30 protein-coding genes are annotated in these 22,207 nt (G+C 43.0%); 13 read left to right on the top strand and 17 right to left on the bottom strand.

The window, feature by feature from the left end:
• Positions 1 to 2: 2 nt before the first annotated feature.
• From hisG to QXF64_01695, 3 genes are read right to left on the bottom strand one after another with little or no spacing between them, the layout of a single operon-like run.
• Positions 3 to 869 (bottom strand): ATP phosphoribosyltransferase, encoded by an 867-nt coding sequence (gene hisG / locus QXF64_01705; GenBank protein ID MEM1689209.1) that lies wholly within the window; start codon positions 867 to 869, stop codon positions 3 to 5.
• On the bottom strand, positions 866 to 1,948 hold the full coding sequence (hisC, locus tag QXF64_01700; GenBank protein ID MEM1689208.1) for a histidinol-phosphate transaminase: 1,083 nt from the start codon (positions 1,946 to 1,948) through the stop codon (positions 866 to 868). The genes hisG and hisC overlap by 4 nt, the downstream gene beginning before the upstream one ends.
• Complete coding sequence (locus tag QXF64_01695) at positions 1,945 to 2,865, bottom strand: DUF1152 domain-containing protein (protein MEM1689207.1); 921 nt, start codon at positions 2,863 to 2,865, stop codon at positions 1,945 to 1,947. Before QXF64_01695 ends, hisC begins: the two co-directional genes overlap by 4 nt.
• Before the next feature lie 119 nt (positions 2,866 to 2,984).
• Between QXF64_01695 and QXF64_01690 the strand changes: the two genes are divergently transcribed.
• Together QXF64_01690 and QXF64_01685 are read left to right on the top strand one after the other, a co-directional pair.
• The gene (locus QXF64_01690) at positions 2,985 to 3,434 is read left to right on the top strand and encodes an Lrp/AsnC family transcriptional regulator (GenBank protein MEM1689206.1); all 450 of its coding nucleotides are present in this window, start codon (positions 2,985 to 2,987) and stop codon (positions 3,432 to 3,434) included.
• 48 nt (positions 3,435 to 3,482) lie between these two features.
• The gene (locus QXF64_01685) at positions 3,483 to 3,686 is read left to right on the top strand and encodes a hypothetical protein (protein MEM1689205.1); all 204 of its coding nucleotides are present in this window, start codon (positions 3,483 to 3,485) and stop codon (positions 3,684 to 3,686) included.
• On the opposite strand, the gene QXF64_01680 is transcribed toward QXF64_01685, so the two are convergent.
• Both QXF64_01680 and QXF64_01675 read right to left on the bottom strand, forming a co-directional pair.
• Complete coding sequence (locus tag QXF64_01680) at positions 3,669 to 4,085, bottom strand: DUF4430 domain-containing protein (protein MEM1689204.1); 417 nt, start codon at positions 4,083 to 4,085, stop codon at positions 3,669 to 3,671. The two genes, QXF64_01685 and QXF64_01680, sit on opposite strands and share 18 nt — an antisense overlap.
• Positions 4,082 to 4,657 (bottom strand): DUF6580 family putative transport protein, encoded by a 576-nt coding sequence (locus QXF64_01675; protein ID MEM1689203.1) that lies wholly within the window; start codon positions 4,655 to 4,657, stop codon positions 4,082 to 4,084. The genes QXF64_01680 and QXF64_01675 overlap by 4 nt, the downstream gene beginning before the upstream one ends.
• A 108-nt stretch (positions 4,658 to 4,765) precedes the next feature.
• On the opposite strand from QXF64_01675, the gene QXF64_01670 reads away from it, so the two are divergent.
• Positions 4,766 to 6,607: an arginine--tRNA ligase gene (locus tag QXF64_01670; GenBank protein ID MEM1689202.1), complete on the top strand. Its 1,842-nt coding sequence runs from the start codon at positions 4,766 to 4,768 to the stop codon at positions 6,605 to 6,607.
• Positions 6,608 to 6,628: 21 nt separating this feature from the next.
• On the opposite strand, the gene QXF64_01665 is transcribed toward QXF64_01670, so the two are convergent.
• A complete protein-coding gene (locus QXF64_01665; protein ID MEM1689201.1) occupies positions 6,629 to 7,606 on the bottom strand; it encodes an MBL fold metallo-hydrolase in 978 nt (325 codons plus the stop codon).
• Positions 7,607 to 7,662: 56 nt separating this feature from the next.
• Here QXF64_01665 and QXF64_01660 point away from each other — a divergent pair, with 56 nt between their 5' ends.
• Both QXF64_01660 and QXF64_01655 read left to right on the top strand, forming a co-directional pair.
• Positions 7,663 to 8,391, top strand: a complete 729-nt coding sequence (locus tag QXF64_01660) for a PAC2 family protein (GenBank protein MEM1689200.1) — start codon at positions 7,663 to 7,665, stop codon at positions 8,389 to 8,391.
• A 5-nt stretch (positions 8,392 to 8,396) separates the two neighbouring features.
• On the top strand, positions 8,397 to 9,542 hold the full coding sequence (locus QXF64_01655; GenBank protein ID MEM1689199.1) for an aminopeptidase: 1,146 nt from the start codon (positions 8,397 to 8,399) through the stop codon (positions 9,540 to 9,542).
• On the opposite strand, the gene deoC is transcribed toward QXF64_01655, so the two are convergent.
• From deoC to thpR, 5 genes are all read right to left on the bottom strand, one after another.
• Positions 9,539 to 10,405 carry a deoxyribose-phosphate aldolase gene (deoC, locus tag QXF64_01650; protein ID MEM1689198.1) on the bottom strand — a complete coding sequence of 289 codons (867 nt, stop codon included), beginning with the start codon at positions 10,403 to 10,405 and terminating at the stop codon, positions 9,539 to 9,541. The genes QXF64_01655 and deoC overlap by 4 nt on opposite strands.
• Before the next feature lie 52 nt (positions 10,406 to 10,457).
• Positions 10,458 to 10,796 carry a hypothetical protein gene (locus tag QXF64_01645; GenBank protein ID MEM1689197.1) on the bottom strand — a complete coding sequence of 113 codons (339 nt, stop codon included), beginning with the start codon at positions 10,794 to 10,796 and terminating at the stop codon, positions 10,458 to 10,460.
• 31 nt (positions 10,797 to 10,827) lie between these two features.
• The gene (gene hisH / locus QXF64_01640; protein ID MEM1689196.1) at positions 10,828 to 11,424 is read right to left on the bottom strand and encodes an imidazole glycerol phosphate synthase subunit HisH; all 597 of its coding nucleotides are present in this window, start codon (positions 11,422 to 11,424) and stop codon (positions 10,828 to 10,830) included.
• 2 nt (positions 11,425 to 11,426) lie between these two features.
• Positions 11,427 to 12,185: an imidazole glycerol phosphate synthase subunit HisF gene (gene hisF, locus QXF64_01635; GenBank protein MEM1689195.1), complete on the bottom strand. Its 759-nt coding sequence runs from the start codon at positions 12,183 to 12,185 to the stop codon at positions 11,427 to 11,429.
• A 149-nt stretch (positions 12,186 to 12,334) separates the two neighbouring features.
• Positions 12,335 to 12,898: an RNA 2',3'-cyclic phosphodiesterase gene (gene thpR, locus QXF64_01630; GenBank protein MEM1689194.1), complete on the bottom strand. Its 564-nt coding sequence runs from the start codon at positions 12,896 to 12,898 to the stop codon at positions 12,335 to 12,337.
• Between the two features lie 56 nt (positions 12,899 to 12,954).
• On the opposite strand from thpR, the gene QXF64_01625 reads away from it, so the two are divergent.
• Genes QXF64_01625 through QXF64_01600 form a run of 6 tightly spaced genes read left to right on the top strand, consistent with a single transcriptional unit; the run spans position 12,955 to position 16,713 of the window.
• Complete coding sequence (locus tag QXF64_01625; GenBank protein MEM1689193.1) at positions 12,955 to 13,332, top strand: hypothetical protein; 378 nt, start codon at positions 12,955 to 12,957, stop codon at positions 13,330 to 13,332.
• Positions 13,333 to 13,352: 20 nt separating this feature from the next.
• Entirely contained in the window at positions 13,353 to 13,706 is a 354-nt protein-coding gene (locus QXF64_01620) for a hypothetical protein (protein ID MEM1689192.1), read from the top strand.
• Positions 13,694 to 14,128, top strand: coding sequence for a hypothetical protein (locus QXF64_01615; protein MEM1689191.1), 435 nt, complete (start codon positions 13,694 to 13,696; stop codon positions 14,126 to 14,128). The genes QXF64_01620 and QXF64_01615 overlap by 13 nt, the downstream gene beginning before the upstream one ends.
• Positions 14,109 to 14,492 carry a hypothetical protein gene (locus QXF64_01610; GenBank protein ID MEM1689190.1) on the top strand — a complete coding sequence of 128 codons (384 nt, stop codon included), beginning with the start codon at positions 14,109 to 14,111 and terminating at the stop codon, positions 14,490 to 14,492. The genes QXF64_01615 and QXF64_01610 overlap by 20 nt, the downstream gene beginning before the upstream one ends.
• Positions 14,489 to 14,992 carry a hypothetical protein gene (locus tag QXF64_01605; GenBank protein MEM1689189.1) on the top strand — a complete coding sequence of 168 codons (504 nt, stop codon included), beginning with the start codon at positions 14,489 to 14,491 and terminating at the stop codon, positions 14,990 to 14,992. Before QXF64_01610 ends, QXF64_01605 begins: the two co-directional genes overlap by 4 nt.
• Positions 14,993 to 14,994: 2 nt before the next feature.
• Complete coding sequence (locus QXF64_01600; protein MEM1689188.1) at positions 14,995 to 16,713, top strand: hypothetical protein; 1,719 nt, start codon at positions 14,995 to 14,997, stop codon at positions 16,711 to 16,713.
• Here the strand turns inward: QXF64_01600 and QXF64_01595 are convergent.
• The 4 genes from QXF64_01595 to QXF64_01580 are packed head-to-tail and all read right to left on the bottom strand — an operon-like array spanning position 16,676 to position 18,663.
• Positions 16,676 to 16,975, bottom strand: a complete 300-nt coding sequence (locus tag QXF64_01595; GenBank protein ID MEM1689187.1) for a hypothetical protein — start codon at positions 16,973 to 16,975, stop codon at positions 16,676 to 16,678. The genes QXF64_01600 and QXF64_01595 overlap by 38 nt on opposite strands.
• Before the next feature lie 23 nt (positions 16,976 to 16,998).
• Entirely contained in the window at positions 16,999 to 17,274 is a 276-nt protein-coding gene (locus QXF64_01590) for an RNA repair domain-containing protein (protein MEM1689186.1), read from the bottom strand.
• Positions 17,246 to 17,920, bottom strand: a complete 675-nt coding sequence (locus QXF64_01585; protein ID MEM1689185.1) for an MBL fold metallo-hydrolase — start codon at positions 17,918 to 17,920, stop codon at positions 17,246 to 17,248. The genes QXF64_01590 and QXF64_01585 overlap by 29 nt, the downstream gene beginning before the upstream one ends.
• A complete protein-coding gene (locus QXF64_01580; protein ID MEM1689184.1) occupies positions 17,917 to 18,663 on the bottom strand; it encodes a DUF72 domain-containing protein in 747 nt (248 codons plus the stop codon). The genes QXF64_01585 and QXF64_01580 overlap by 4 nt, the downstream gene beginning before the upstream one ends.
• A gap of 52 nt (positions 18,664 to 18,715) precedes the next feature.
• On the opposite strand from QXF64_01580, the gene arfB reads away from it, so the two are divergent.
• Both arfB and QXF64_01570 read left to right on the top strand, forming a co-directional pair.
• Entirely contained in the window at positions 18,716 to 19,354 is a 639-nt protein-coding gene (gene arfB, locus QXF64_01575) for a 2-amino-5-formylamino-6-ribosylaminopyrimidin-4(3H)-one 5'-monophosphate deformylase (GenBank protein MEM1689183.1), read from the top strand.
• A complete protein-coding gene (locus QXF64_01570) occupies positions 19,354 to 20,097 on the top strand; it encodes a sulfite exporter TauE/SafE family protein (protein ID MEM1689182.1) in 744 nt (247 codons plus the stop codon). Before arfB ends, QXF64_01570 begins: the two co-directional genes overlap by 1 nt.
• Here the strand turns inward: QXF64_01570 and QXF64_01565 are convergent.
• Positions 20,094 to 21,014, bottom strand: a complete 921-nt coding sequence (locus QXF64_01565) for a branched-chain amino acid transaminase (GenBank protein MEM1689181.1) — start codon at positions 21,012 to 21,014, stop codon at positions 20,094 to 20,096. The two genes, QXF64_01570 and QXF64_01565, sit on opposite strands and share 4 nt — an antisense overlap.
• Before the next feature lie 41 nt (positions 21,015 to 21,055).
• Positions 21,056 to 22,126: an alanine--glyoxylate aminotransferase family protein gene (locus QXF64_01560; GenBank protein MEM1689180.1), complete on the bottom strand. Its 1,071-nt coding sequence runs from the start codon at positions 22,124 to 22,126 to the stop codon at positions 21,056 to 21,058.
• Positions 22,127 to 22,207 lie beyond the last annotated feature (81 nt).

Here is a 22,207-nt window from a genome sequence, read left to right as displayed (position 1 = left end):
ACCTACGGAAGAACGCGCTCGATAGGGACTACTAGAATATCTCTCGCTCCAACCTGTTTTGCTCGCCGAACTACTTCGTCCACTCTTTGGGCTTCCACCACCGCCTGAATCGCGAGCATGGGGACTTCGGCCTCAACCTTCGAAACCGTTGGACCTGACATTCCTGGAACGATTTTCTTAATCTCATCAAGCTTTTCGGCCGGAATGTTCATAAGGATCAGCTTTTTTCCTCTAGCTCTCACGACACTCTCGATCGCCGTTTTTATTTGCTCGATTTTCTGACGTTTATTTTTCAGGCTGGTTGGATTCGCAAATAACCTGGCTGACGTGTCTAAAATTTCCTCGATAATCGTCAAACCGTGCATCTTCATTGTGGTACCGGTACTGACGAGATCCACCACCAAGTCTGCCATTCCTATCAGGGGTGTTATTTCTGCTGATCCTGAGATCTCTGAAATTTCAACTCTGATTTTCTTTTTCTTGAAAAACTCTGAAGCTATTTTTGGAAACTCGGTTGCTACCCGGCTACCTGCTGGGATATCTGATATCTTTTTTATGCCTGAAGATTCGCTCACTGCGACAACTAATTTTGCCTTTCCGTATTCCAAATCGAGAAGTTCAACCAGCTTCGATCCACTCTCGATCACCAGATCCAAACCTGTGATTCCCAAATCCATTGCTCCTCTTTCTACGAGTTTCGGTATGTCTTGGGCTCTGGCAAAAACCAGCATAACCGAAGGATCTCTTGTTTTTGCAAAAAGCTGCCTTTCCCCTCTGTCTATTGAGCCAAATCCGGCATCTTCGAGCAATCTCATGGTTGGTTCATAGAGCCTGCCTTTGTTAGGTATCGCCAGCAGAATTTCTGTCATGACAAATTCCTCCTAAGTTCCTTAAGAGCTGCGATCAGCTCTCTGTTTTGCTCCGGGCTTCCTATCGTTATCCTCACGAAGTTCTCTCCCGCTCCTCTAAAGTTTACAAGACTGCGAACGAGAATTTTTTTCCTCATGAGCATTTTACAGAAATCTTCCGCGTTCACATTCCAAGGTTTTACATCGACCATTAAAAAGTTAGCTTGAGAAGGTAACGGCCTCAGACCCAAAGATTTCAATTCTTTTGCCATTTTTTCCCGTTCGCTTTTTATTATTCGAACTACTCTCTCAAAGTATTTTTTATCCCGCAGAGCTGCTATTGCGGCTGCTTGCGCGATTCTGTTTATGTTGAACGGCAACCTTATTGCATCCAGAAGCTGAACTAGCTTGGGATTTCCAACCCCGTAACCTATTCTCAAACCAGCCAAGCCGAAGGCCTTCGAAAAAGTTCTTAATACTAGCACGTTTGATTGCTCAGAAGCCCATTTCGCGAGAGACTCCTCGTCCGAAAATTCGATGTATGCTTCGTCTATGACGAGAATTCCGACCATTTTGGAGATCTTTTCTACCAAAGATTTTGGTGGAAGATTACCGGTCGGATTGTTTGGTCTGCCAACAAATGCTAACTTGCATCCTCGGGCTTTCGAAGCTATGTCATTTCTCCATTCAAACTTTGGCAATTTGTAGAATCTCAAACATCCACCGTAAAGCCGGCTGACCATTTCATAAATAGCAAATGATGGCAAAGGAATGAAGACTTTCTCTCCCTCTTCTAGAAAAGCCTTGCAGACAAGGTCCATTATTTCATCGGAGCCATTTCCTATGACTAAACAGTCTGGAGAAACTTCCAAAAATTTTGAAATTTCTCGTTTGAGTTCTGTGCAAGCCGGATCGGGATAGAGCGAGAGTTTGGTGATTTCTTTTTTAATCAACCTTTTTATGCTCGGAGAGGGACCATAAGGACTCTCGTTCGAGGATAGATTTATGTACTCCTCAGCTTTTTCACCATAAGCCGAAGAATATGGGTATGTTGCTCCAGACTTGAAAAATTTTTTTACTTTTTTCGTCGGAGATATCATAGATCACCACCTTTTAATGACCTTTCAAAATCTAGCTCGGTGAATAGACCTGCTTTCCGCAATACTTCGTTTGCTTCCTCCAGAGATTCCGTTTCGACCAGTTGTTTTGCAACAGGGTTCACCTCACGAAAGACCACAATGGGGTCTATCAGAAAAGTGATAGTTGCAAACGGTGTCACCTCAGCTTCTCTCGTTCCACCACGAATTTTGAAACATCCAAACTCTCCTCTCCAAGCTGCCAGAATTAGTCTACTCACCTCTGAAGAAGTATTTGGTACTATTCTTTCCATCATTTCTGCGTCCTCCTTAACCAAACCAAATGCTCCTATAAGCCCGCCGAATCTCGCTATTCTAGCCAACTGGCGCATAAACTCCTCTAACGTGAGTTCTCCATCGGTACAACAGCCAATCACCGCTAGAAGAGTGGCAGAATCAAGTGAAGCTAGCGTGGCAAGCATCATGCTGTCAAGAAGAGGACTGCGTATGTTTTTCTCTTCTCCTGAAATCAGCACATCTCCGCCTCCGTCCACTCCAACAACCATATCGAGATTAAATTTTTTAATGGCTGCAGAAATTCCACGAATCAAACCACGGACACCAAGATTTGGATCCAAAAGCAGTACCTTTTCTCCAAGAAACTCTGAAACTTTCGAGGCCGTGAAACGGATGCCCTTAGTAGAAACGGTGGCAGACGATGCCAATGCAGAAGTTTCAGAAAGTGGCTCGATATTCTGAATCTCTGAAAGCTTGCGTGGCCCGGGTTGTGGATCAACAACATATCTTTCCCAAGTTAATCCTCCGAGTAAAACTCTGATGCCGAGTCTTTTCAGGTAATTACGGACAGGTATCGCGCTCACTATGTCTCCTCCTCCGCCTATCCCGACTACTAGAGCAGCAGACACCCCTTTCGGCACCATTTTTCACCTCCGACGATATCTTTTCCTCGATATATAAAGTTTACTAAAATGAGATGTTTAGTAAATTTTGTTTACCAAAATAAAAAAGTTTAAAAACGATTTTTGGTATATAGTTCTGGATGCGAGAACTCGACGAGCTCGATAGAAGAATATTGAAAATCCTGCAAGAAAATGCCGAAACACCTTATTCACAGATTTCCGCCAAATTGGGGATAAGCAAGGCGGCCGTCCACAAAAGACTGAAGGAGCTCAAGAGAAGAGGCGTAATAAAGAGAATCTGCGCAATTGTCGATCCTAAAATGCTAGGTAAGGGACTGAAAGCGTTCGTTGGCGTTTCTACCGAGCCAGGTGCGTGTCCGGAGGTTATCGGAAAACTTCGTGAAAGACCGGAGATCCTTGAGATTCATGAAATGGCTGGTGAACATGATTTACTCTTAAAGGTCATCGTGAGCGACACCGAACAGCTGAATGTCTTTCTACACGAAATCGACAAGCTGCCAGGGATAAGCGGCAGTAAAACATTCGTGGTCCTGAAAACTGAAAAGGAGACCTCCTTTGTGGAACCATGAAAAAGAAAACAAGTTATATACGTCAACATCTTCAACAATTATGAGAACATGTGGAAAGAAATGGCTGAGATAACTTGGTTCATCATGATCGTTTGTGCTGCGGTTCTCGTGGCATATTATATCAATTCTTGGAATACGCTCGCCGCGGTTTTCATGTTCTTTATCATATTCTTTCTCGGAGCCATTTGTGGATATTGGATTTTTGAGAGAGAAAAAGAGAAGATTCCGATAGTGTTAGAACGGAAAGAATGAAGTATATTCCCAGACAACGTTGTCTCCGTTTTCTAAAATACAGCGGCTAGCGGAAACATTAACGTAAACGTTATTGACCTTGTAAAGCCACCATTTTGTTGCCGTGTTAGCTTTCCCATCGATAGAATTGACAAAAACACCCATTCCCGGATAACTTGTGTATTGAACTTCGGCGATTCTTAAAAGAGCATCTAAGGCTGTGGAACCAGAGGAGAGCAGAAGAATGTTGTCCTTAAGGATGAAGTTTTCTTCTCCAACTTCAACTATGGAGATGTGAACTTGTATTGCTTGATTTTCTCTCACCGAAGATGGTTGACCGTAGAACAAGAAATATTCCAAAAGAGAAACAGAAAAAACTGCTACCAGAACTACCAGAACGGTTGTTTTTATTGATTTCATCTGCTCACTCTCCTGCATGTTCCCACTCTAACAGCAACTGGAACTGTTATGGGCACTCTTGAGATTTTCTTACCCAACAGGACTAAAGGTGAAACAAACCCAAGCGAGAGCAGATGATATAGAGTAAACGGGACCTGAGCGACATATGTTGCCACAAGCCCTGATAACGTTTTTGGGTACCACAAGAGCCAGCACCCTATCGCCGTGTAGAGATCAAAGAAAAGTATGGAAGCGAGAACTGAGATGGACGCTCTTTTCAGAATTCTGCGCGTGCTCGAAAATGGGTCAAATGCATTTCTCCCCCAGAAATACCAACAAAATGCAAATCCGGACCACGTGAAAAGATAAATCGGATGAAATCCCCAAAGTAGGATGTCCAAGACGGCCACCAATAGAATTGTCAACATGGAGAGTTTCCAACAATTTGAATAGCAACCGAAAATTACGAGCACGGGAATTATCAACTCGACATTTGGAAGACCCCACCTGCTAAGCACTATCTTATTGAAAATCACCAATATCAATGCAACTGTTAGCAGAGCAGTTATCCTTTGATAAATCTGATTTTTCATCTATTTAAATTGGCGATATCATCCTATTTAAATATTGTTGAAAAAGAATCATGAGCATGTTCCTGCACTCAAAAAACTTTATTGGTGAAATTTCGAAATGAGTGCGTGATGAACGCTCCTTGGGAAGTATTCAAAGACCAAGTTTCCAAGGCTGTGTCCGATGCTGTAGAAAAACTAGGACTAAAACCACTGAGAACCGTAGAGGAAACGCTTGAAGAACCTCCCGACCCAAAACTGGGAGATCTCGCTTCAACTATCTGCTTCGAGCTTGCGAGAACTGAAAAAATTCCTCCAGCAGACCTTGCCGTGAAAATCGTCAACAATATTGTGCTTCCTGAACTCGTAGAAAAAGTCGAACCTGTGAGCGGTTACCTAAACTTTTTCGCCAAGACCCCTCTACTTGCAGAGATCGTCCTGAAAACCATCAGAAAGTTGAACGAAAAATATGGACGATCGGAAAAGAAAAACCTCAAGGTTGTAGTAGAACATACCAGCATAAATCCGACCAAACCACTCCACATAGGACACGGTAGAAATGCTATCTTGGGCGACACGGTTGCTAGAATAATGGACGCACTCGGTTACGAGGTAGAAGTCCATAATTACATCGATGACATGGGGCGGCAGATGGCCGAAACACTTGTAGCTTACGAGAAGATCAAAGAAAAACCGAAAACAAAGTTCGACCACATGCTCGGTCTTCTATATGCTTCATTTCACAAAATGCTTGAAGAAAATAAGGAACTGGAAAAAGAGATAGAAATCGTCCTGGCTGAACTGGAAAAAGGCGAAGGAAAAGTGGCAAAAAGAGCAAGAAAGTTGGCTGAGCGATGCGTAAAAGAGAATTTAAAAACCACAGACAAACTTGGGATTTCCTACAACATGCTTGTATGGGAGAGCGATCTCGTCAGAGAAGGGATCGTACAGGAAGCCCTAGATATGCTTAAACCACATATGTACGTGGGGACTGGTGAAAAGGAGGGTGCTTTTCTTTTGAGGCTTTCTCCGCTTGGCTTAGAAGACAAAATTTTGCTCAGGTCAGATGGCACCACCGTGTACACAGCGAGAGACATCGCTTACCAGCTCTGGAAGTTTGGAAAAATCTCCCGTAACCCCAAAATCAAGCTTCACTCCATACGTCCTGGCGGAAAAAAGACATATACGACCGCTCCGGATGGAAAAATTGTCAAAATTCGGAAAAACATCACAAAAGTCATAAACATCATAGGCGCCGAGCAACGTTACCCGCAGCAGGTGGTTTTCGCTGCCTTAAAGCTACTCGGATACGAAGAAGAGTATCAAAATTCGTACCATTTAGCATATGAACACGTGTGGCTACCTACGGAAAAATTCTCGGGGAGAAAGGGAACATGGGTTGGATACTCGGTAGACGAGGTTTTGGACGAAGCTATAGAAAGAGCATATCAAGTCGTTAAAGAGCATGCACCGAATGAAAAAGAGAGATTCTGGCGCCGAGTGGCAAAACTCGTTGGAATCGGAGCCATCAGATATTCGTTGCTCGCCACATCACCCGAGAAAAAGATAGTTTTCAAATGGGAAGAAGCTCTCGACCTCAACAAGAATAGTGGTCCGGCTATACAATATTCACATGCCAGAGCCTGCAGCATACTCCGAAAGGCTGGTAAATTGAGAAAACTCAGGATCCGTGGTGAGCTTCTTGTTACCCCAAGCGAGAAAAAGCTGATAATTCTACTGGCAAAGTTTCCGACAATCCTGAAAATAGCTGGAGAGAATCTCCAACCACATTTGTTAGCTGTTTACACTTCCGAACTTGCACAGGAATTCAACAGATTCTACGAAACATCCCCTGTTCTTACGGCCACTCCATCAGAACTCAGGGAGTCTAGACTCGCACTGGTTGATTGCGTTAGAATCGTCCTACGTAATTCCTTAGATCTCATGGGAATTCCCGCTCCGGAGAAAATGTAAAGAAATTGATTTCGGAGCATACTATAGTTCATCCCAAGCAACCATCTCTTTCAGCTTCTTATACCATTCTCTATGCATAGGTTCGCTTTGATGAAGCTCTCTTCTTCTCGCTTCCAACAAACGTGTCTCTAGTCCCACTAACTCTGAAGCTGTGCAAACCCTATGTCCCATTCGTTTGGCTTCCATGACAATTGGATTCAGAAACTCCGCATAATCGGCCGATCGTAGAAGGTGATGATCTACAACAACCACTTCGGTTTTTCGCGATATCGAACGTAAATTGCGCTCAGCTAATTCCATTTCTTTCTCTCCTATTTTAAATCCAAGGAGATACAAGGGGGGCCCACCGATTATTGCGAGTTTTGGTTTTTCCCGAAGAACCATTTTGGTAACTTTTTCGTCAATCGGTCCCTGGACATCAGAAGCATGAAGAGCGCACTCGTTGTCGCTTTTCAACGAAAGCATTAAAACATTGCCTTGACCATTCTTTGTAAAACCATGAGGAACTGGTTTTGAAAATTTAAGAACAGTGCTTCCAAAATCGAAAGTTTTTCCATCGGCTGGCTTTACTTCGGCAATTTCTGATATTTTTTTCCAGAGGAGGTAGCCACGTCTTCTTTGCGCGGGATTTATGTTTTCGGAAATGTCTTTGGCCAGAATCAGCTTACCGCTGTAGATTTTCTCAGCCATCTCGGGCGAACTCCAAAGCCAGGTCCATTCATGAAAAAAAGGTGTGTAATGATCGTGATGATAGTGAGTAATCACAATAACATCGGCTTTTCTAGCCGCCCGGATTATGTTTTTCTTTGATGCTGCTAAGGCAATATATTCTAGCCGATGCGGACTTAGATTAAACCTTGGACCCAATGCAGAACCAGGATCGATCAAAACAGTTACATCATCGGTTTTTACAAGGGTACTCATTCCCCGCACACCGAGGCTTTCAAATGCAAGCGGTTGAACGGAGATTTTCCCTTCCCCAATGACAAAACTCTTCATCCTCATTTTACTGAACCGTTTAAGTTATAAACCGCTGAGTGGTTTAGATTTAGCAGATGGGAAAAATCATATATCTGGAAAAGCCAAGGCTGAAAAAGCCCAAAGCTGTAGCTGGCTTGCCCGGTATTGCAAACGTGGGGAAGCTCGCTGCAGACTTTATGATTCACAAATTCAAAGCAAAAAAATTCGCAGAGATAGTCTCCGAACATCTTCCAGAATGGGGCTTGCCGGATGAAGGAGACATAAGAACTGTTAATATTGATTTTTACTATTGCATGCCAAGGAACTCGGACTTCCATCTTATTTTGATTACCTCAGATGCACAAGCCACCTCTCCGGTCGGACAATACGTGCTGAGCGGAGAAATATTGGATCTTCTCGAGAAGGAATCCGTAGAGACTTTGGGAACAATGGCAGCATATGTAAAGGGTTCTGGAGAAAGTGTTAGGTCTCAAGTAGTTGGAACTGCGACCAGCAAAAAGATGATTAACTTATTGAAAGAAAAAGGAATTGAAATCCTTACGGGTGGTGTGATCGTTGGGATGAATGGTCTTCTGCCTGCCTTAGCAGCTCTTCGGGGTATAGAGGGCTTCTGCCTGCTTGGAGTAACAGCGGGTGGATTGATCGACCCAGTGGCATCCAACAATGTGATAGCAGCTATGGCATCTATTCTTGGATTTAAAATTGATTCATCGGAGCTTTTAGAACAACTTAGCGTTTTCAGAGAGAGAATACCTGAACAGCCGGAGGAAAAGAAAGAAGAAGGTGTAGAATACATTGGGTGACTAAAGTGCACGACGAATTGTCCGAAAGGGAAATGCGCCAAATTGCAGAAAAGTTTGTAACAAAAAACATGAAGATTGGAAAAAAAGGCAAAAGATATGAAAATGTGAGAATTCTTTACAATATTACCGATCCCTCGTGTGTGAGATTCGCGGAAATAATTGAAGAGGAGTGCTGGAAAGTCGGAGCTCATACCTTAATGATTCCAGATTCCTCAATAAGAGACAGAAGGTGTTACGAGCTTAAACCAGAAGACTCGCTTTCAGAAATGAGTAAAATAAGCGAAGCCTTGGCAAAGAGCGTAGATGTCACGATTTACATAGGAGAAGAAGACGATCCAAATTGGGCTAGAGGGTTGGCCCACAAACTCCGACTTTCCGCACCCGTGCGGGAGAAAATAAGGGAGATCTTAGACAAAAGAAAAGTAAGGTGGGCATACTTTGGATGGCCAGTACCGGGCGCGGCAAAAGGCTACGGATTTCCTGTCAAGAAGTTCCGCGAGATTTTCTTTGACTGCATAAGGGAAACTTTCCGGGAGAGATTGTTGGAAACTTGTGAAGTCTACAGGAAATCGTTGGAAAACAGAAAAGAAGTCAGAATAACGGCCGATGACGGCACCGATCTCTGCTTCAGCATAAAAAAGAGACCTATTTTAGTGGATGACGGAATACTATCTGAGGAGGATTTAAAGCGCGGAGATGTTGGGGTAAACATTCCAGCTGGTGAAGTTTTTGTTGCTCCAATAGAGACCTCTGCAAAGGGAGAAATCTTTTTCGATGAGATTGCGATTCCTGGCTTTGGAAAAGTTAAACAACTGCGATTAACATTTGAAAATGGCAAAATCGAGAAGTTCGAAGCGGAAATGGGTGAAGAAGCATTTAAAAAATTTCTAGATGCGAACACTGGAGAAAAGGACAGAATAGCGGAGTTTGGGATTGGTACAAATAGGATGGCGAGATATACTGGTGGAAGCATTATCATTGATGAAAAAATTTTCGGAACAATACACATTGCGATAGGAAACAATAGAGGAGCATATCACGGAAAGAACAAGGCTTCTTGTCATCTCGACATGATTAAGGATATGCGTGACGGAGAAGTCACGGTCGACGGTTTGACGATAATGAAGGGAGGAAAACCCATAGAACACTAACCTTTGGATTTTAATCTATATTTCCTGAATGGACAATCTATACATTTTTCTGAATAATACTGGTAAAGTGTGGGTGGTATTTTTGGATCCAACTTTCCACTTGGACAGAGATTGCAGGGAATTTCCGGTATCCAGGCCAAGTTCTTTTCCTTTTTGTATCCCTCGATAATCGCCACCCCTGCACTCGTGCCTATTCTATTCGCCCCCGCCGCAATCATTCTTAAAGCATCTCTGAAGTTCCTTATGCCTCCAGAAGCCTTTACTCCAAAATCTCTGCCTACGGCTTTTCGCATAAGGAAAACGTGAAGTACAGTTGCTCCCATCGGACCGAAACCAGTTGATGTCTTAACGAAATCCGCGCCAGCACTCTTCACGATTTTGCAGGCTTTTATTACTTGCTCGTATGTGAGAAAACCTGCTTCAAGTATTACCTTGACTACTTTTCCGTCGGCTGCTTTAACGACTCCTTCGATTTCTCGTTCTACTTCCGTATACATTCCATCTAGAAAGGCAGCGATGTTCATCACCATGTCGATTTCATCGGCACCGGCTTTGATCGCAAGTCTCGTTTCTTCCACCTTGGCTTCTACCCCCTCCAAACCGTGCGGGAAACCGACTACAGTTGCCAGGCCTACACCAGTTCCGGCCAATTTTACGCGAGAGAGTTTAAGCCAGTAAGGATGAACGCATACGCACCTAAACCGGTATTTAGAAGCCTCCTCGCAAAGCCTCTCAATTGCTTTTCTTCCCTCATATGGCTGAAGGAGTGTGTGATCGATCATTCCAGCTAGTTCTTCCAACTTGAGATGCAATCTGCTCGCTTTCTTTTCAATGCGTGGTATCATCCTCATCGATATTTTCATACGTCATAATTTCGTCCTTAAAAGAATAAAAAAATAAAGGAAAGCAAAAAACTTACTCGCCCTTAGCCATGTCGTAAATCGCTTTAAGGGCAATTAACATTGCCCCAGACCCAATCAGAACGACTAAGTTTGTAGCCAGCCTGATGATATTTTCGCTGAGAGAAATCTGTGCACCGACCAGCATACGCATTGTATATGCGGCGACTATGAAAGCGGTCGAAGCAAGCAAAAATGGTGTTGTTTCCTTCGCTGTTATGTTGAGCAAACCTACGACCACACCGATAATAGCCAGAGCTAGGTAAAGAATTCCGCTTGGTTCGATGAAAGCTGCAGCTATTGCTATTAGTAAGCCAATGTACCAAGCAATGGGGCCAATAACTTTTACTTCCACTTTTTCACCTCCGTCAAAAGAAGTCTACAAATCACTTTAAAAGACTTACGAAATTCTTTATGATTTTGAGACCATGCACGCCGCTTTTCTCTGGATGGAACTGAGTGCCGAAAATGTTTTCTGATGCGATTATGGAAGGAAACTCCACACCATATTTGCTATTCGCGAGCGAGATCTCCTTGTCCTTCGCTTGAACATAATAAGAATGCACAAAATACATGTAAACTTGTGCCGGAATTTCTTTGACGATCGGATGATTTTTCACTATCTCAACTATGTTCCATCCTATGTGTGGTATCTTCACCGTATTGGGTAATCTCACAACTCTCCCCTTCACAAGACAGAGACCATTTCCATTTCCCTCTTCGTTATACTCAAAGAGAAGTTGCATTCCAAGACAAATTCCGAAAATCGGCTTCCCCGAGAGCGCTTCTTCAATGACGATTTCTTTTGGCATTTCGCTCATTGCCCCACTAAAAGCCCCCACCCCGGGCAAAACTATTGCATCGCAGCCTCTCAAAATTTTTGGATCTTTTGTGACCAAAACTTTTGCTCCCGAGAATTCAATAGCTTTTCTTATACTGTGCAGATTTCCCACTCCATAATCGACGATGGAAATTTTAACCATCTTCAGCTCCTCACTGGTATTCCTCTTTCCATCAAATAGCGTTTTACATCTCCGACTGTATACTTACCAAAATGAAAAATGCTGGCTGCGAGAGCCGCATCCGCGGAAGTCTTGACAAAAACTTCATAAATGTGCTCGAGAGTTCCAGCTCCACCAGATGCAATAACCGGAATATTCACGGCTTCACACACGGCTTTCGTAAGGGGAATATCATATCCCTGTTGAGTGCCGTCTGCATCCATACTCGTTAGGAGGATTTCTCCGGCTCCAAGTTTTTCAACCTTTCTTGCCCATTCAATCGCGTCGAGACCTGTAGGCTTTCTTCCTCCGTATGTATAAACCTCCCATTTATCCTTCCCCACCGACTTCGCATCAATCGCGATGACAATACACTGGCTGCCGAATTTCTCTGATGCTAGCTTCACGAGCTGGGGATTCTCGACCGCGGCCGTATTTATAGCTACTTTATCGGCCCCGCTCTTCAGCATTCGCTCTATGTCGTTTATGGATCTCATCCCACCACCAACTGTTAAAGGAACAAACAAAGTTTCTGCGGTACGTCTTACAACATCGAACATCGCTTCTCTTCCTTCTGGCGAGGCTCCTATATCTAGAAAAACTATTTCGTCTGCACCTTGCTCTTCATAAAACTTTGCCAACTCTGCAGGATCGCCAGCTTCTCTTAGATTTTGAAATTTAATGCCTTTGACAACCCTTCCTTTATTTACATCTAAGCATGGTATTATGCGCTTTGCTAGCATATCCTTCACAAAATAGTGATAATCTCATCCTTTTTAGGAATGATTACGCAAACAATTGGTGCCCCTCAGCTCGCCCGTCATTCTAATCATCGGACACTCAGCCGATGTCGTAACATCATCGGGGCACTACCTACTCTGCCTTGGAGGGTTTATTCTTTTCGGTCTAAAAGTTGAGCCGAGAAAATCTTCGTATAGATGGGTCCTCGAGGGGTTAGCGTACTCTGCATGAGGTCTACTTCTTTCACACAGAAAGAACCGAACACTCGAGAGCCGACTTCGCGTATAAATTCAACTATTTGACGAGCATCTACTGCTGACTTTACGCGAGCTAAAGTTACATGGGGATGAAAGTCTTTCTCTAGCGGGAAACCATGCTCAGCAAGTGTCCTATCTATGCTCCGTTGAAGATTGATGACATCTTGGTTTCCTTTTCTTACTCCTGCCCAAATCACTCTACTCCTCCGCAAATCTGGGAAGGCGCCTAGACCTGCGACTTCCAGTTCAAATGAATAACTGTGCTGAACAGCGATAGAAATTGCTTTTTTTATGTCTTCGATCTTTCCTGTAGGGGTTTCGCCTAAGAATTTTAGCGTTAGATGAAGATTCTCTGGTTCAACAAATTTCAGAGAGACTTTTGGAAACTCCTTCTGAATAGAAGCGAGCTTCTCGCGCAGATCTTCTGGCAAGTTGACCGCTATGAAGAGACGGACCATCAAAAACACACATCTGTAAACGTATATTTAAATCACCTCCACCCAAGGCATCGGCGATGATGAATAATCGTGGTCAAATGATGGATCTTCCCATCAAACTTGTGATGGCACTTGTTGTCGGCATGCTCTGTCTAGGGGTTCTTTCGCGATTTATCGGAACTGCACAAAGATCCATTATCTCGGACATGCGAGTGAACCTGAGAGTACAAGACTATTCTTCTAGCAAAAAGAAGGTTTTGGTCGAAGTATACGATGCGTCCAGCGGGGTGCCTCTGAACAGCCCAACAATAGAGATCAGTTACCCAGCTGGGAGAGATGCGATAACACCAAGCGGAAATTCAGCTAGTTTTATAGTTCCAAGCGGGGTTATAGCCACCGTTAGAGTCACAGCACCAAATTATCTACCTTGGGAAGGTCAGATCGCCGTGAGATAATGAATAGGGGTTTCTCTTCTTTGCCAGTTGTGTTGCTTCTGTCCGTCGTGCTTGCATGTGGCACTGTGTTAATCGGAATATCCGGACTAAGAATCTTGCAGCGAAATCTGGAAAAACAAAAATTGATTGAAGATTTTTACAGAATCCGAGAAACCATCCATGAAATCTCGAATGGAGGGGAAAGAGTAGTTCAAATAAGAAGTAGCGGAAAAATCATTCTACGTGACAGATTAATTGAGGCCTGGCTAGATGAAGAGATAGTTCGCTCAAGCATGTTGCCGGTAACCGCCTCCAGTATCACGCTCGTATACGGAGACTATCTTTTGTCTGTAGACGATAACTCAAGACTGGAGGTTAAAGAATGGAAACACTAGTCGACTTTTTTACGAGCAAGCTTGCATTAGGAGTTTTTTCTTCCGCGATGTTTTGCTTAGCAATTCTGTTTATCGGGAGCATTGACAAAAAAGCGAAATCCGAACAGATGATGCTTAACGCTGAATTGATAACAAATACCGTGCAAAGAGTAGCAGTTTCGCCATGGGATTATAAGGTTCGGCTATCATTCCTCGACAGACAACCTGCCACCTTTGTGTTCTATGGAGAGAGCTCTCCCTATGGACAACTCTTAGTAGTAGAGGATGCAGAGCATCCGGAATATAGGAGATTTCTTCAAATACAATGCATCATTAACAATGGACTTTTTGAAATTGTGGCAAAAAATCCTGCTTTTGTTGTTCTTGAAAAGAGAAATTATAGCATCTTGCTGGAGACCGCGTATGCTTTCGACTCCGACTGATCTCCTTGCGGCCGGTTTCGCCGTGGCTGGTTTTACGATTTTCATGCTTGTTTGTTCGAACGCTATGAAAGCTTCCGAAAGAAAGAGCGAATTAGAAGTTGCGTTGGACTTATCCAGGGGTTTTGTTACTCTAAGCATGTATAGTACTGAAGAATCAATAGAGTGGTTGAAAAATCAGAAGGAGTTTTTTGAACATTCTGGAATGGAAATAAAAATGGAAATCGTTGATTCGCGGGGCGAAATTCTTTTTTCTCTCGGTGAAGGGTGTCCGAGAAATTACTCAAAGATCGTGCTATTTTGTGCGTGGCCAAAGCAGGATTTTCCGCAGGATTCCGTCTTGAGTTGCTATGTGTGGAGAAAATGATAACGAGCGTAAGAGGAAACTCCACTCTGATAGATCTACTTGTCTTCTACGTCCTCATCTCCACGGGAATAACATTGCTTATTTCTGCGAACGCTATGGACGCTAGGGACAGACATATAGATGATCTCGCGCATAGCATTCTCAATTCTTTACTTTTTTCAACGGCCGGAGACGAGATTGGCTATCAGATTGAAGGATATAGTAAAAATCTCTCTGGTAAAAGCTGGGCAGAAATCATTACGGAATCCGCATTCCTTTATATCCATGAGCCGGAAATAGGAAGAAAATTAGCAGAAAACCTACAAATGGCGTTGGACAGAAAAATCACAAGTCTCTATACTCGAGGATTTCTCGTTGCTTTGGACATAACATCCACAGAAATTGGCTTTTCTCTTCATGCCGGAGAAAATATAGACAGGCCTGCTACTGTTGTATCTGCCACACTTTTTTGCCCCATGGACGGAAAGATCAGCTTAAAGGTTGAGGTGAAAATTTGCTAAAGGTGAGCGTTCGAGGGTTTCTTCCCTTAACTGCCACTGGTGTAATTCTTTTGATTCTAAGCTCCAATCTTGCCGCATATCTGCTCTGGAGAAATCATGAAAGAAAAATGCAAACAATGATGCAAAAAGAATTCGATGATTTGGACTGGAGAATTTCTTTTCTTTGCTCATCGATGAAGGATATACTCCGCTGGTCCGCTGAGCGAGCTTTGATCGAGGCTTCACAAAGAGCTGAACAATACCATCCTAACGTTGAAGAAGTAGCCGGGATTATCGCATCTGGATATTTCGCGCAACATTTGCAAGCAGTTATTGACTCATTCCAAAACAGTGGTGAGAAAATAAACCTGTTTATCTCTGCTCCAGTTGTGAGGTTCTCAAGTACCGGAGATTTCATTATTGCGCGGGCATATTTTCCACTTGGTTTGTTAGTTGAGATAAAAAATCCAGAAGGCACAATCATTGCCAGCAAAAAAATCTGGAAAATTGAAACTCCGATAAAAGTGAGATTTTTCCTGTTGGAGAATCTTATGGACAACTTTATCAGAGAACACCAAGCAAAAGTCATTGAAACTTTGGAAAAAATGCTTTATTTCAGAGCATGGAGCGAGGCGTTGATAAACGGAATCGTACACTTGGACCGAAGTTCTGATGAGGTGCTCTTCCGGTACGCATGGTGCAAAGCTGAAGAGGAGATATTTAGATCTGCCGATTGGCTAGATATTTCCGAACTTGATTTTTTTACCGAAAAAATAGAGCTTATCTCTTCCGAAATCAATAGTTTAAGAGAGTTAAAATCAGCTTTTCTGCAAATTTATGAGATTCTGTATTCGTCGCATCAGAAGGTGGAAAAGACGATCGATGGAGAGCTGAACCTTCTGGAGCTTGTAGAGAAAGATCTCGAGAATGCCATAAAACTTCTGCAAAATGTTTTAAGCCATAGAGAGCCTGGAAAGATAAGCAGCAGAATCATTCAAGGAATGTGCAAGCGGCCAGAAAACGATGCTCCATCAATAGCCGAACAGCTGGAAATTGGAATTTCAAAAATAATCGCTGAAATAAAAACCGCTCAACGAATGTTAAACCAGCGTGAAACTAAAGAAGCAGAAAACATCCTTCGAAGTCTCTTTTCAACTGTAAAACCAAAAGAAATTCGCATCGAACACGAAATCGCTGGAGAGAAGATCCGAGGAATTTTTAAAATTTATTTCGATGAAAACTCTCCGCCTTCCATCATGGCTGTCTTGGAGTTACTTTCTGGAATTTTATCGGATCTTGCTAAAATCTCTTCACCGGAGCCCGAATTTGAGTTTCACGTTTCCCAATTGGATATTCCTGAGATGTCCAGAGAAACTCTTTACAAGACGTTTCCACCTAGATCGGAGTGTTCTCCGTTTGTTTCCGTCTATCACGATCTGAAAATAAAGAGTGTCGAGTATTTTCGTGAGGATTTATCTGGAGTCATTGGCAACCGAACCGCAACACCGATTTATCTCCCATTCTTGGATGTTGTGATTTGGTGGGGACAGTGGAGCGTTGTCATAAAAATCTGGGACGGGGTAGAGGAGATTTTTGATTATCCAAATCAAAACTTGTTACAGAAAACCTTGTTGGGTTATATTCACTCATGCCTAAGCTACCGCTGGTCATTTAAGGAGGAAAATTTCATAATTAGAGTGGTAGTCATTTCTCCCGAGCCTTTCTATTTCTCAGAGATCTGATAATAAAATCGATTTTCATCTCCATGCTCGAAAGTTTCTCAATTAACTCCGAATGGTTTTGTCTTACAACTTCCTCAACAGCCTTAAGCAGTCTATCTTCCCGGCCGACAAATTTCTCTGACTCATTTTTTAGCCGCTCTATCAGAAGTTGAGCGTCTTCCCAAGGTAATCCGGCCATCGATAGAATCTCGTATATTTCTTCTGGCGAGAAACCTAAAGCAAACATCGCACGTATGACATCCGTAATGTTAGGTCTACTCACAAAGAAGTCTGGACTGAGATGAATTAAATTCGTGAACTTTTCTTGGATTTTCTGACAAACTCTCTGCTCCAAATCATCTTTCCATCCACTTCTATCTGCAGAATTCTGTGATATGGGATTTCTAATTCTCCTCCTGCGCTCTGCACGACCATGTAGCCTCTAGAAAGAGAGATGATTTCAGCTCCGGAGATCACCTTTTGATCATTTGCAGCTCCACGGTGTAGAATAGTTATTTTCGCCCTCTCCAGATTTCTTTCATGCCACTTCAACTTATTCAAAATATCTCTCGGTTTCTGCATATCTTCTCACTAGCTCCAATGCCCGTTTGATACTCTCTTTTCCGTCTTTGGATATTTCACCGTGGCCTGGAAAAATCAGACTAAATGGTTCTGAAAGTAAGCGACGAAGAGACATTACCAAATCATGTGGATTTCCGGTTGGTAGATCCGTTCTTCCAAATCCATCAGCAAAAACTGTATCTCCGCTGAACAGAATTCCTTCCTCTGGTAACAAAATGCATATACTACCGGCAGTGTGTCCCGGAGTGTGTAAAATCTTCAACGTCCAGTTGCCCAAACAAATTTCGTCGCCGTCAACAAGTCTTTTTTCAACGCGAACTGGAACAAGCTTGCTTCTGAAAATTTTTGCACAGGAAATAACATCGTCTCCTCTTTCTATAACATCGCTATCGTTCTTGTGAGCAAAAACCAAACAGCCGGAAAGTCTAACAAACATGAAATCTCCGCCGGTATGATCGAAATGACAATGCGTATTTATGATAAAATCCAAGTCAGCCGGATTTAGACCATTTTTCTCCATCGTCCGCGAGATGCGCATAAAATCTTCCGGGAGCCCAGCGTCAATTATCGCTGTCTTTTCATCAAATATGACGTAAACATTTGAACCGAAAAATGATCCTGGAATCTGTAGAACACGAGGTTTCATTTTTTATCAACCATTTCCTTTAAACGCTTAGCGTCTTCAAACATGTAGACATTGTTAAACATGCAGAAAACCTCTTTCGCGTTGGTTTTCTTTATTTCTTCTAGAATACGTCGAAGCTCTTCGTCGGAGTATTTGTAATTATAGATTGAAGGTTTTCCAAATCCATGAAGCCGGAAGTATGCAACCTTTTTGGAGCCGAAATGTAAGGATTTCATGCGCAGTGGATCCACCACATGTATCAAATCTAGATCCGTGCACATCTCTCTTATTTTATCGGGGTGATCGGACCAAGTACCGCGTGGTTCCCATGCCAGAAGGATTTTTCCTCTTTCGGCCTTACCGAAAAATCTCTTCATGTTTTTCATGTTCTCCTCTGAAAAACCAAAACTTGGTGGAGTCTGGATCACACAGATTCTTGCGGAAAGTCTTTCGCATATCTCCATCGTGAGCTTCCATGCTTCAAAGTTATCTTTTGTCGGTCTGAGAAAACCGTATTCCCTCTTTTCGAGCTCCTCAGGTGAAATTCCAGAACGCTTCCAAGTAGGACTTGTGATCGGGTGTGTTATTGCCTGCCAAGCTTTCAAACAGAAAATAAAGTCTTTTGGAGCCTCATTGGCCAATTTCTCTGCCATTTCCGGCTTTGGAAGTTTATAGAATGTGGACTGAAGCTCTACCGTGGAGAAAGTTTGGAAATATTTTTTCCTTCCTGCAGCCCAGCCACAGCACCCGATATGGATTTTCATAATCAGATTATTCTATATCCGTTGTGCATTAAACTTATCTGGGTGAGAGTGAATGAAATTGGGCGTTCTAGCGCTAGGCTCGGTGAATGAAAAACATGGTGCAATCTTGCCTCCGGATACTGACCTAAGACTTGCCACACATGTTGCTAGGGAAATCTCAAAAAGAGTTGGGGCAATGTTCATCGGTTCTGTTGCATCATCGTGTGAGTATCCTGAAATTGAAACTGGGGAACATCAATCAGTAGAAACTGTTCTAAATGACTTAAAGAAAGTTTTACGTAAAGCCAAAGAAATCAACGTAGACACAGTAATAATAGTAAACGGACATGGTGGAAACAATTTGCTTAAACCCGAACTACAAAAACTGGAGAGAGAACTTGATTTAACCATAATATTTTGCGATTCTCTTCTGAAGTTGGAAGGACCTCATGCATGGAGCGGAGAAGTCAGTGCAGGCCTCTGGCTGGGATTTGCTGACATGAGCAAAATTTGCGATCACATTGACTTTAGAAAATTTCCAGAGGTGGGGTTTGTCGGATTAATGGAAGCTAGGAAAAAATATCCATGGGTCGAAAAAATGGCAAGAGAAGTTGAGGAGGAAGAGATACGGGCAAGCCTGCTCTTGGGAAAAGTTATAATCGAATGTGCTGTTAGGGATATCATTCAAACTGTTGAAGAATTGGGATCGTAATGAACTTTTTCGTCTTTCTTTTAGGTTTGGCAGTTTCTGCTGTCTGTTCAATGGTCGGACTTGGAGGAGGCGCGTTTATCACACCAGCTCTAATTCTACTTTTCTCCTTACCGGTAAAGCAAGCTATAGGGACTAGCTTATTTGGAATAATGATCGCCTCTATTTCAGCGACAATAATCCATGCCAAACATAAACGAGTAAACTATCGAATTGGTTTACTGCTAGACACCCTTGATGTGCCGGGGGCTGCTCTTGGAGCATATCTCACATTTTTTCTTCCGTCACATCTGTTGGCTTTGTTTTTCGGTTCAATAGTTTTGATCATGTCAGCATTAATCATGAGAAAAGAAAGCGATAAGAGCAATTGTCTGAATTTAACCGCAAAAATTGTTGTTGTGTGTATATTCGGCAGCTTCATCAGCGGTCTTGTCTCTGGCATGGTGGGGGTTGGTGGTGGGATAATCGACGAAGCTGTTATGATTCTTGCACTCGGCATGCCAATCAAGGTTTCTGCTGGCACGGCTCTTTTTGGCATGTCGCTTACCACGATTGGCGCGGTAGTTCCACACCATATTTTAGGAAACGTTCGAACAGACTTTGCCCTACCTCTAGGAATAGGTTGTGCCATCGGAGCCATAATTGGGTCTAGCCTGACCGGAAGGATTCATCAAGAAATCTTGAAGAAAATACTCGCTGCTGTCATGATTTTGATTGGGATCAGAATGATCCTGCTGGCTTTCTAAACAAAATCAAGCCATTTCAAGTAGCGTTTTACCAGACCCCGGACTGTCCTGAAATAAATATCCTGAAGCCTTTCTGTTATCGGACCCCTCGTTCCGGAACCTATCTTCCTACCATCAACCTCCGCAATTGGTGTAACTTCCGCAGCAGTTCCGGTAAAGAAAGCTTCATCAGCAGAGTACAGGTCCTCTATTCTGAGATTTTTCTCCATCACTTCTAATCCCTCGTCTCTCGCTATTTTTATCACAGAATCCCTTGTTATTCCTTCTAGAGCTCCTACATCGAGAGGTGGTGTGAACAGTCGCCCATCTTTCACTATGAAAACATTTTCTCCAGGCCCTTCGGCAATGTATCCGTCTATGTTGAGAAGAATTGCTTCATCAAATCCTGACTTCAACGCGTCTAACTTTGCCAGTATCGAATTCGCATAATTTGCAACTATTTTCGCCTGAGGTGGGAGAATCATTGGAGAAATCCTGCGCCATTTGGATATCTTGACGCGCACGCCTTTTTGTAGACCTTCCTCGCCAAGATACGTTCCCCATGGCCAGACGGCAACAGCCACGTTTACCGGAGCACCGCTTGGATTCAAACCCATAACTCCGTATCCGTAGAAAGCTATCGGTCTGATGTAACACTCCTTGATTTTGTTCATCTTCACGGTTTCTCTAACAGCTTCACAGAGCTCATTTAGATTATACGGAATTTTCATCTCAACAGTTTTTGCCGATTTCAGGAATCTTTTCATGTGGTCCCGAAGTCTAAAAATCGCCGGACCTTTAGGAGTGTTATAACATCTTATTCCTTCGAAAACCCCTAAACCATAGTGGAGAGTGTGAGTGAGAACATGTACCTTGGCATCTTTCCATTTAACGAATTTTCCATCCATCCAAATGTACTTAGTCGGAGTGAGACCCATGCTACCTAAAAATTTCCTAAACAAATGTTTAATAACTTTCGTTATCTCCTTGCACCGATTACTTCGGCTAAAGCTTTCAGCATTTCTTCTATGTCATCAAAAGTTATGTAACCCATGTTTCCGATTCTAAATGTCCTTTCGCCTAGTTGACGGTATCCCTTCGCAAGCTCGAAACCCCTCTCTCTCATTCTGTTGTAAACATCGTGCCCGGTCATGCCGGCTGGAGCGTTTACGCAAACTACCGTTGGACTTTCAAAACCAGGTTTTGGAAAGAGAGAGAGTCCCAGATCTTTGACACCCTTCACTATTTTTTCGAACCTTTTCCTATAGAGTTCTAAACGGGCAGTCTTTCCGCCTTCCTTTTCTATTATTTCTAGTTCCTTTCTGAGAGCAGCGATCTGGGGAATTGGCGGAGTAGTCGGTGTGTTTCCCCTTTGCTGATATTTCTCGTATAACTTGAAATCAAAATACCATCCCTTATTTTCCATTTTCTCAGAAATCTCTAAGGCCAATTGGCTCACAGAGGCAACGGTGAGCCCAGGAGGGATTCCAAAACATTTCTGCGAGCCCGCAAAACAGACGTCGATCTCCCACTCATCTATTTTGAGCTCCACGCCACCCATCGCGCTCACAGCATCAACGAGCGTAAGTTTTCCATGTTCTTTCGCAACCTTTGTGAGCTCTGGAAGCGGATTAAGCACACCGGTGCTGGTTTCGGAGTATATTATCGTGACTGCTTCGACATCCGGATTTTTTCTCAGTGCTTCTTCTAAAAGTTCTGGGGTCACAGCTTCGCCGAGTGGTACTTCTAATTCAACTACCTCTTTTCCATTGGCTTTTGCCACCTGCGCGAATCTTCTTCCAAACTCTCCGCAGATGCAGCAGAGGACCTTTTTCTTAACGCAGTTTCTTACTGAAGCTTCCATCATTCCCGTGCTGGAAGATGGAAGGAGGAAAACCTGATTTTTTGTTTCCAAGAATTTCTGCAAACGATGGACTGTATCATTATGAAGCTCAACATATTCGGCACTGCGATGACTGAACATCTGAATACTCATTTCTTTCAGGACCTCTGGTCTGCAAGCAACTGGTCCAACAGTGAAGAGCTTCATTTTAATCATTTCGCATTATCAAATCAGTATAAAAATCTTTTGTATACACTTGAATTTTTAAACGTTGCTGGAAAAGTCTAA

The organism is Candidatus Hadarchaeales archaeon, assembly GCA_038823825.1.
GTDB lineage: Archaea > Hadarchaeota > Hadarchaeia > Hadarchaeales > Hadarchaeaceae > JAVZGN01.
The sequence above is the reverse complement of the archived record's forward strand: the minus strand, read 5'-3'. Positions and strand labels throughout refer to the sequence as shown.

Bases quoted from the DNA above. Each gene is read 5' to 3' on its own strand.
- QXF64_01570 (MEM1689182.1), top strand. From the start codon at position 19,354: ATGAACTTTTTCGTCTTTCTTTTAGGTTTGGCAGTTTCTGCTGTCTGT.
- QXF64_01690 (MEM1689206.1), top strand. From the start codon at position 2,985: ATGCGAGAACTCGACGAGCTCGATAGAAGAATATTGAAAATCCTGCAA.
- arfB (MEM1689183.1), top strand. From the start codon at position 18,716: ATGAAATTGGGCGTTCTAGCGCTAGGCTCGGTGAATGAAAAACATGGT.
- deoC (MEM1689198.1), bottom strand. From the start codon at position 10,405: ATGAAAATATCGATGAGGATGATACCACGCATTGAAAAGAAAGCGAGC.
- QXF64_01670 (MEM1689202.1), top strand. From the start codon at position 4,766: ATGAACGCTCCTTGGGAAGTATTCAAAGACCAAGTTTCCAAGGCTGTG.
- hisC (MEM1689208.1), bottom strand. From the start codon at position 1,948: ATGATATCTCCGACGAAAAAAGTAAAAAAATTTTTCAAGTCTGGAGCA.
- QXF64_01615 (MEM1689191.1), top strand. From the start codon at position 13,694: ATGGAAACACTAGTCGACTTTTTTACGAGCAAGCTTGCATTAGGAGTT.
- QXF64_01685 (MEM1689205.1), top strand. From the start codon at position 3,483: ATGTGGAAAGAAATGGCTGAGATAACTTGGTTCATCATGATCGTTTGT.
- QXF64_01665 (MEM1689201.1), bottom strand. From the start codon at position 7,606: ATGAAGAGTTTTGTCATTGGGGAAGGGAAAATCTCCGTTCAACCGCTT.
- QXF64_01675 (MEM1689203.1), bottom strand. From the start codon at position 4,657: ATGAAAAATCAGATTTATCAAAGGATAACTGCTCTGCTAACAGTTGCA.
- QXF64_01625 (MEM1689193.1), top strand. From the start codon at position 12,955: ATGATGAATAATCGTGGTCAAATGATGGATCTTCCCATCAAACTTGTG.
- QXF64_01585 (MEM1689185.1), bottom strand. From the start codon at position 17,920: ATGAAACCTCGTGTTCTACAGATTCCAGGATCATTTTTCGGTTCAAAT.
- QXF64_01605 (MEM1689189.1), top strand. From the start codon at position 14,489: ATGATAACGAGCGTAAGAGGAAACTCCACTCTGATAGATCTACTTGTC.
- QXF64_01695 (MEM1689207.1), bottom strand. From the start codon at position 2,865: ATGGTGCCGAAAGGGGTGTCTGCTGCTCTAGTAGTCGGGATAGGCGGA.
- hisG (MEM1689209.1), bottom strand. From the start codon at position 869: ATGACAGAAATTCTGCTGGCGATACCTAACAAAGGCAGGCTCTATGAA.
- QXF64_01610 (MEM1689190.1), top strand. From the start codon at position 14,109: ATGCTTTCGACTCCGACTGATCTCCTTGCGGCCGGTTTCGCCGTGGCT.
- QXF64_01660 (MEM1689200.1), top strand. From the start codon at position 7,663: ATGGGAAAAATCATATATCTGGAAAAGCCAAGGCTGAAAAAGCCCAAA.
- QXF64_01590 (MEM1689186.1), bottom strand. From the start codon at position 17,274: ATGCAGAAACCGAGAGATATTTTGAATAAGTTGAAGTGGCATGAAAGA.
- hisF (MEM1689195.1), bottom strand. From the start codon at position 12,185: ATGCTAGCAAAGCGCATAATACCATGCTTAGATGTAAATAAAGGAAGG.
- hisH (MEM1689196.1), bottom strand. From the start codon at position 11,424: ATGGTTAAAATTTCCATCGTCGATTATGGAGTGGGAAATCTGCACAGT.
- QXF64_01565 (MEM1689181.1), bottom strand. From the start codon at position 21,014: ATGGGTCTCACTCCGACTAAGTACATTTGGATGGATGGAAAATTCGTT.
- thpR (MEM1689194.1), bottom strand. From the start codon at position 12,898: ATGGTCCGTCTCTTCATAGCGGTCAACTTGCCAGAAGATCTGCGCGAG.
- QXF64_01680 (MEM1689204.1), bottom strand. From the start codon at position 4,085: ATGAAATCAATAAAAACAACCGTTCTGGTAGTTCTGGTAGCAGTTTTT.
- QXF64_01580 (MEM1689184.1), bottom strand. From the start codon at position 18,663: ATGAAAATCCATATCGGGTGCTGTGGCTGGGCTGCAGGAAGGAAAAAA.
- QXF64_01560 (MEM1689180.1), bottom strand. From the start codon at position 22,126: ATGAAGCTCTTCACTGTTGGACCAGTTGCTTGCAGACCAGAGGTCCTG.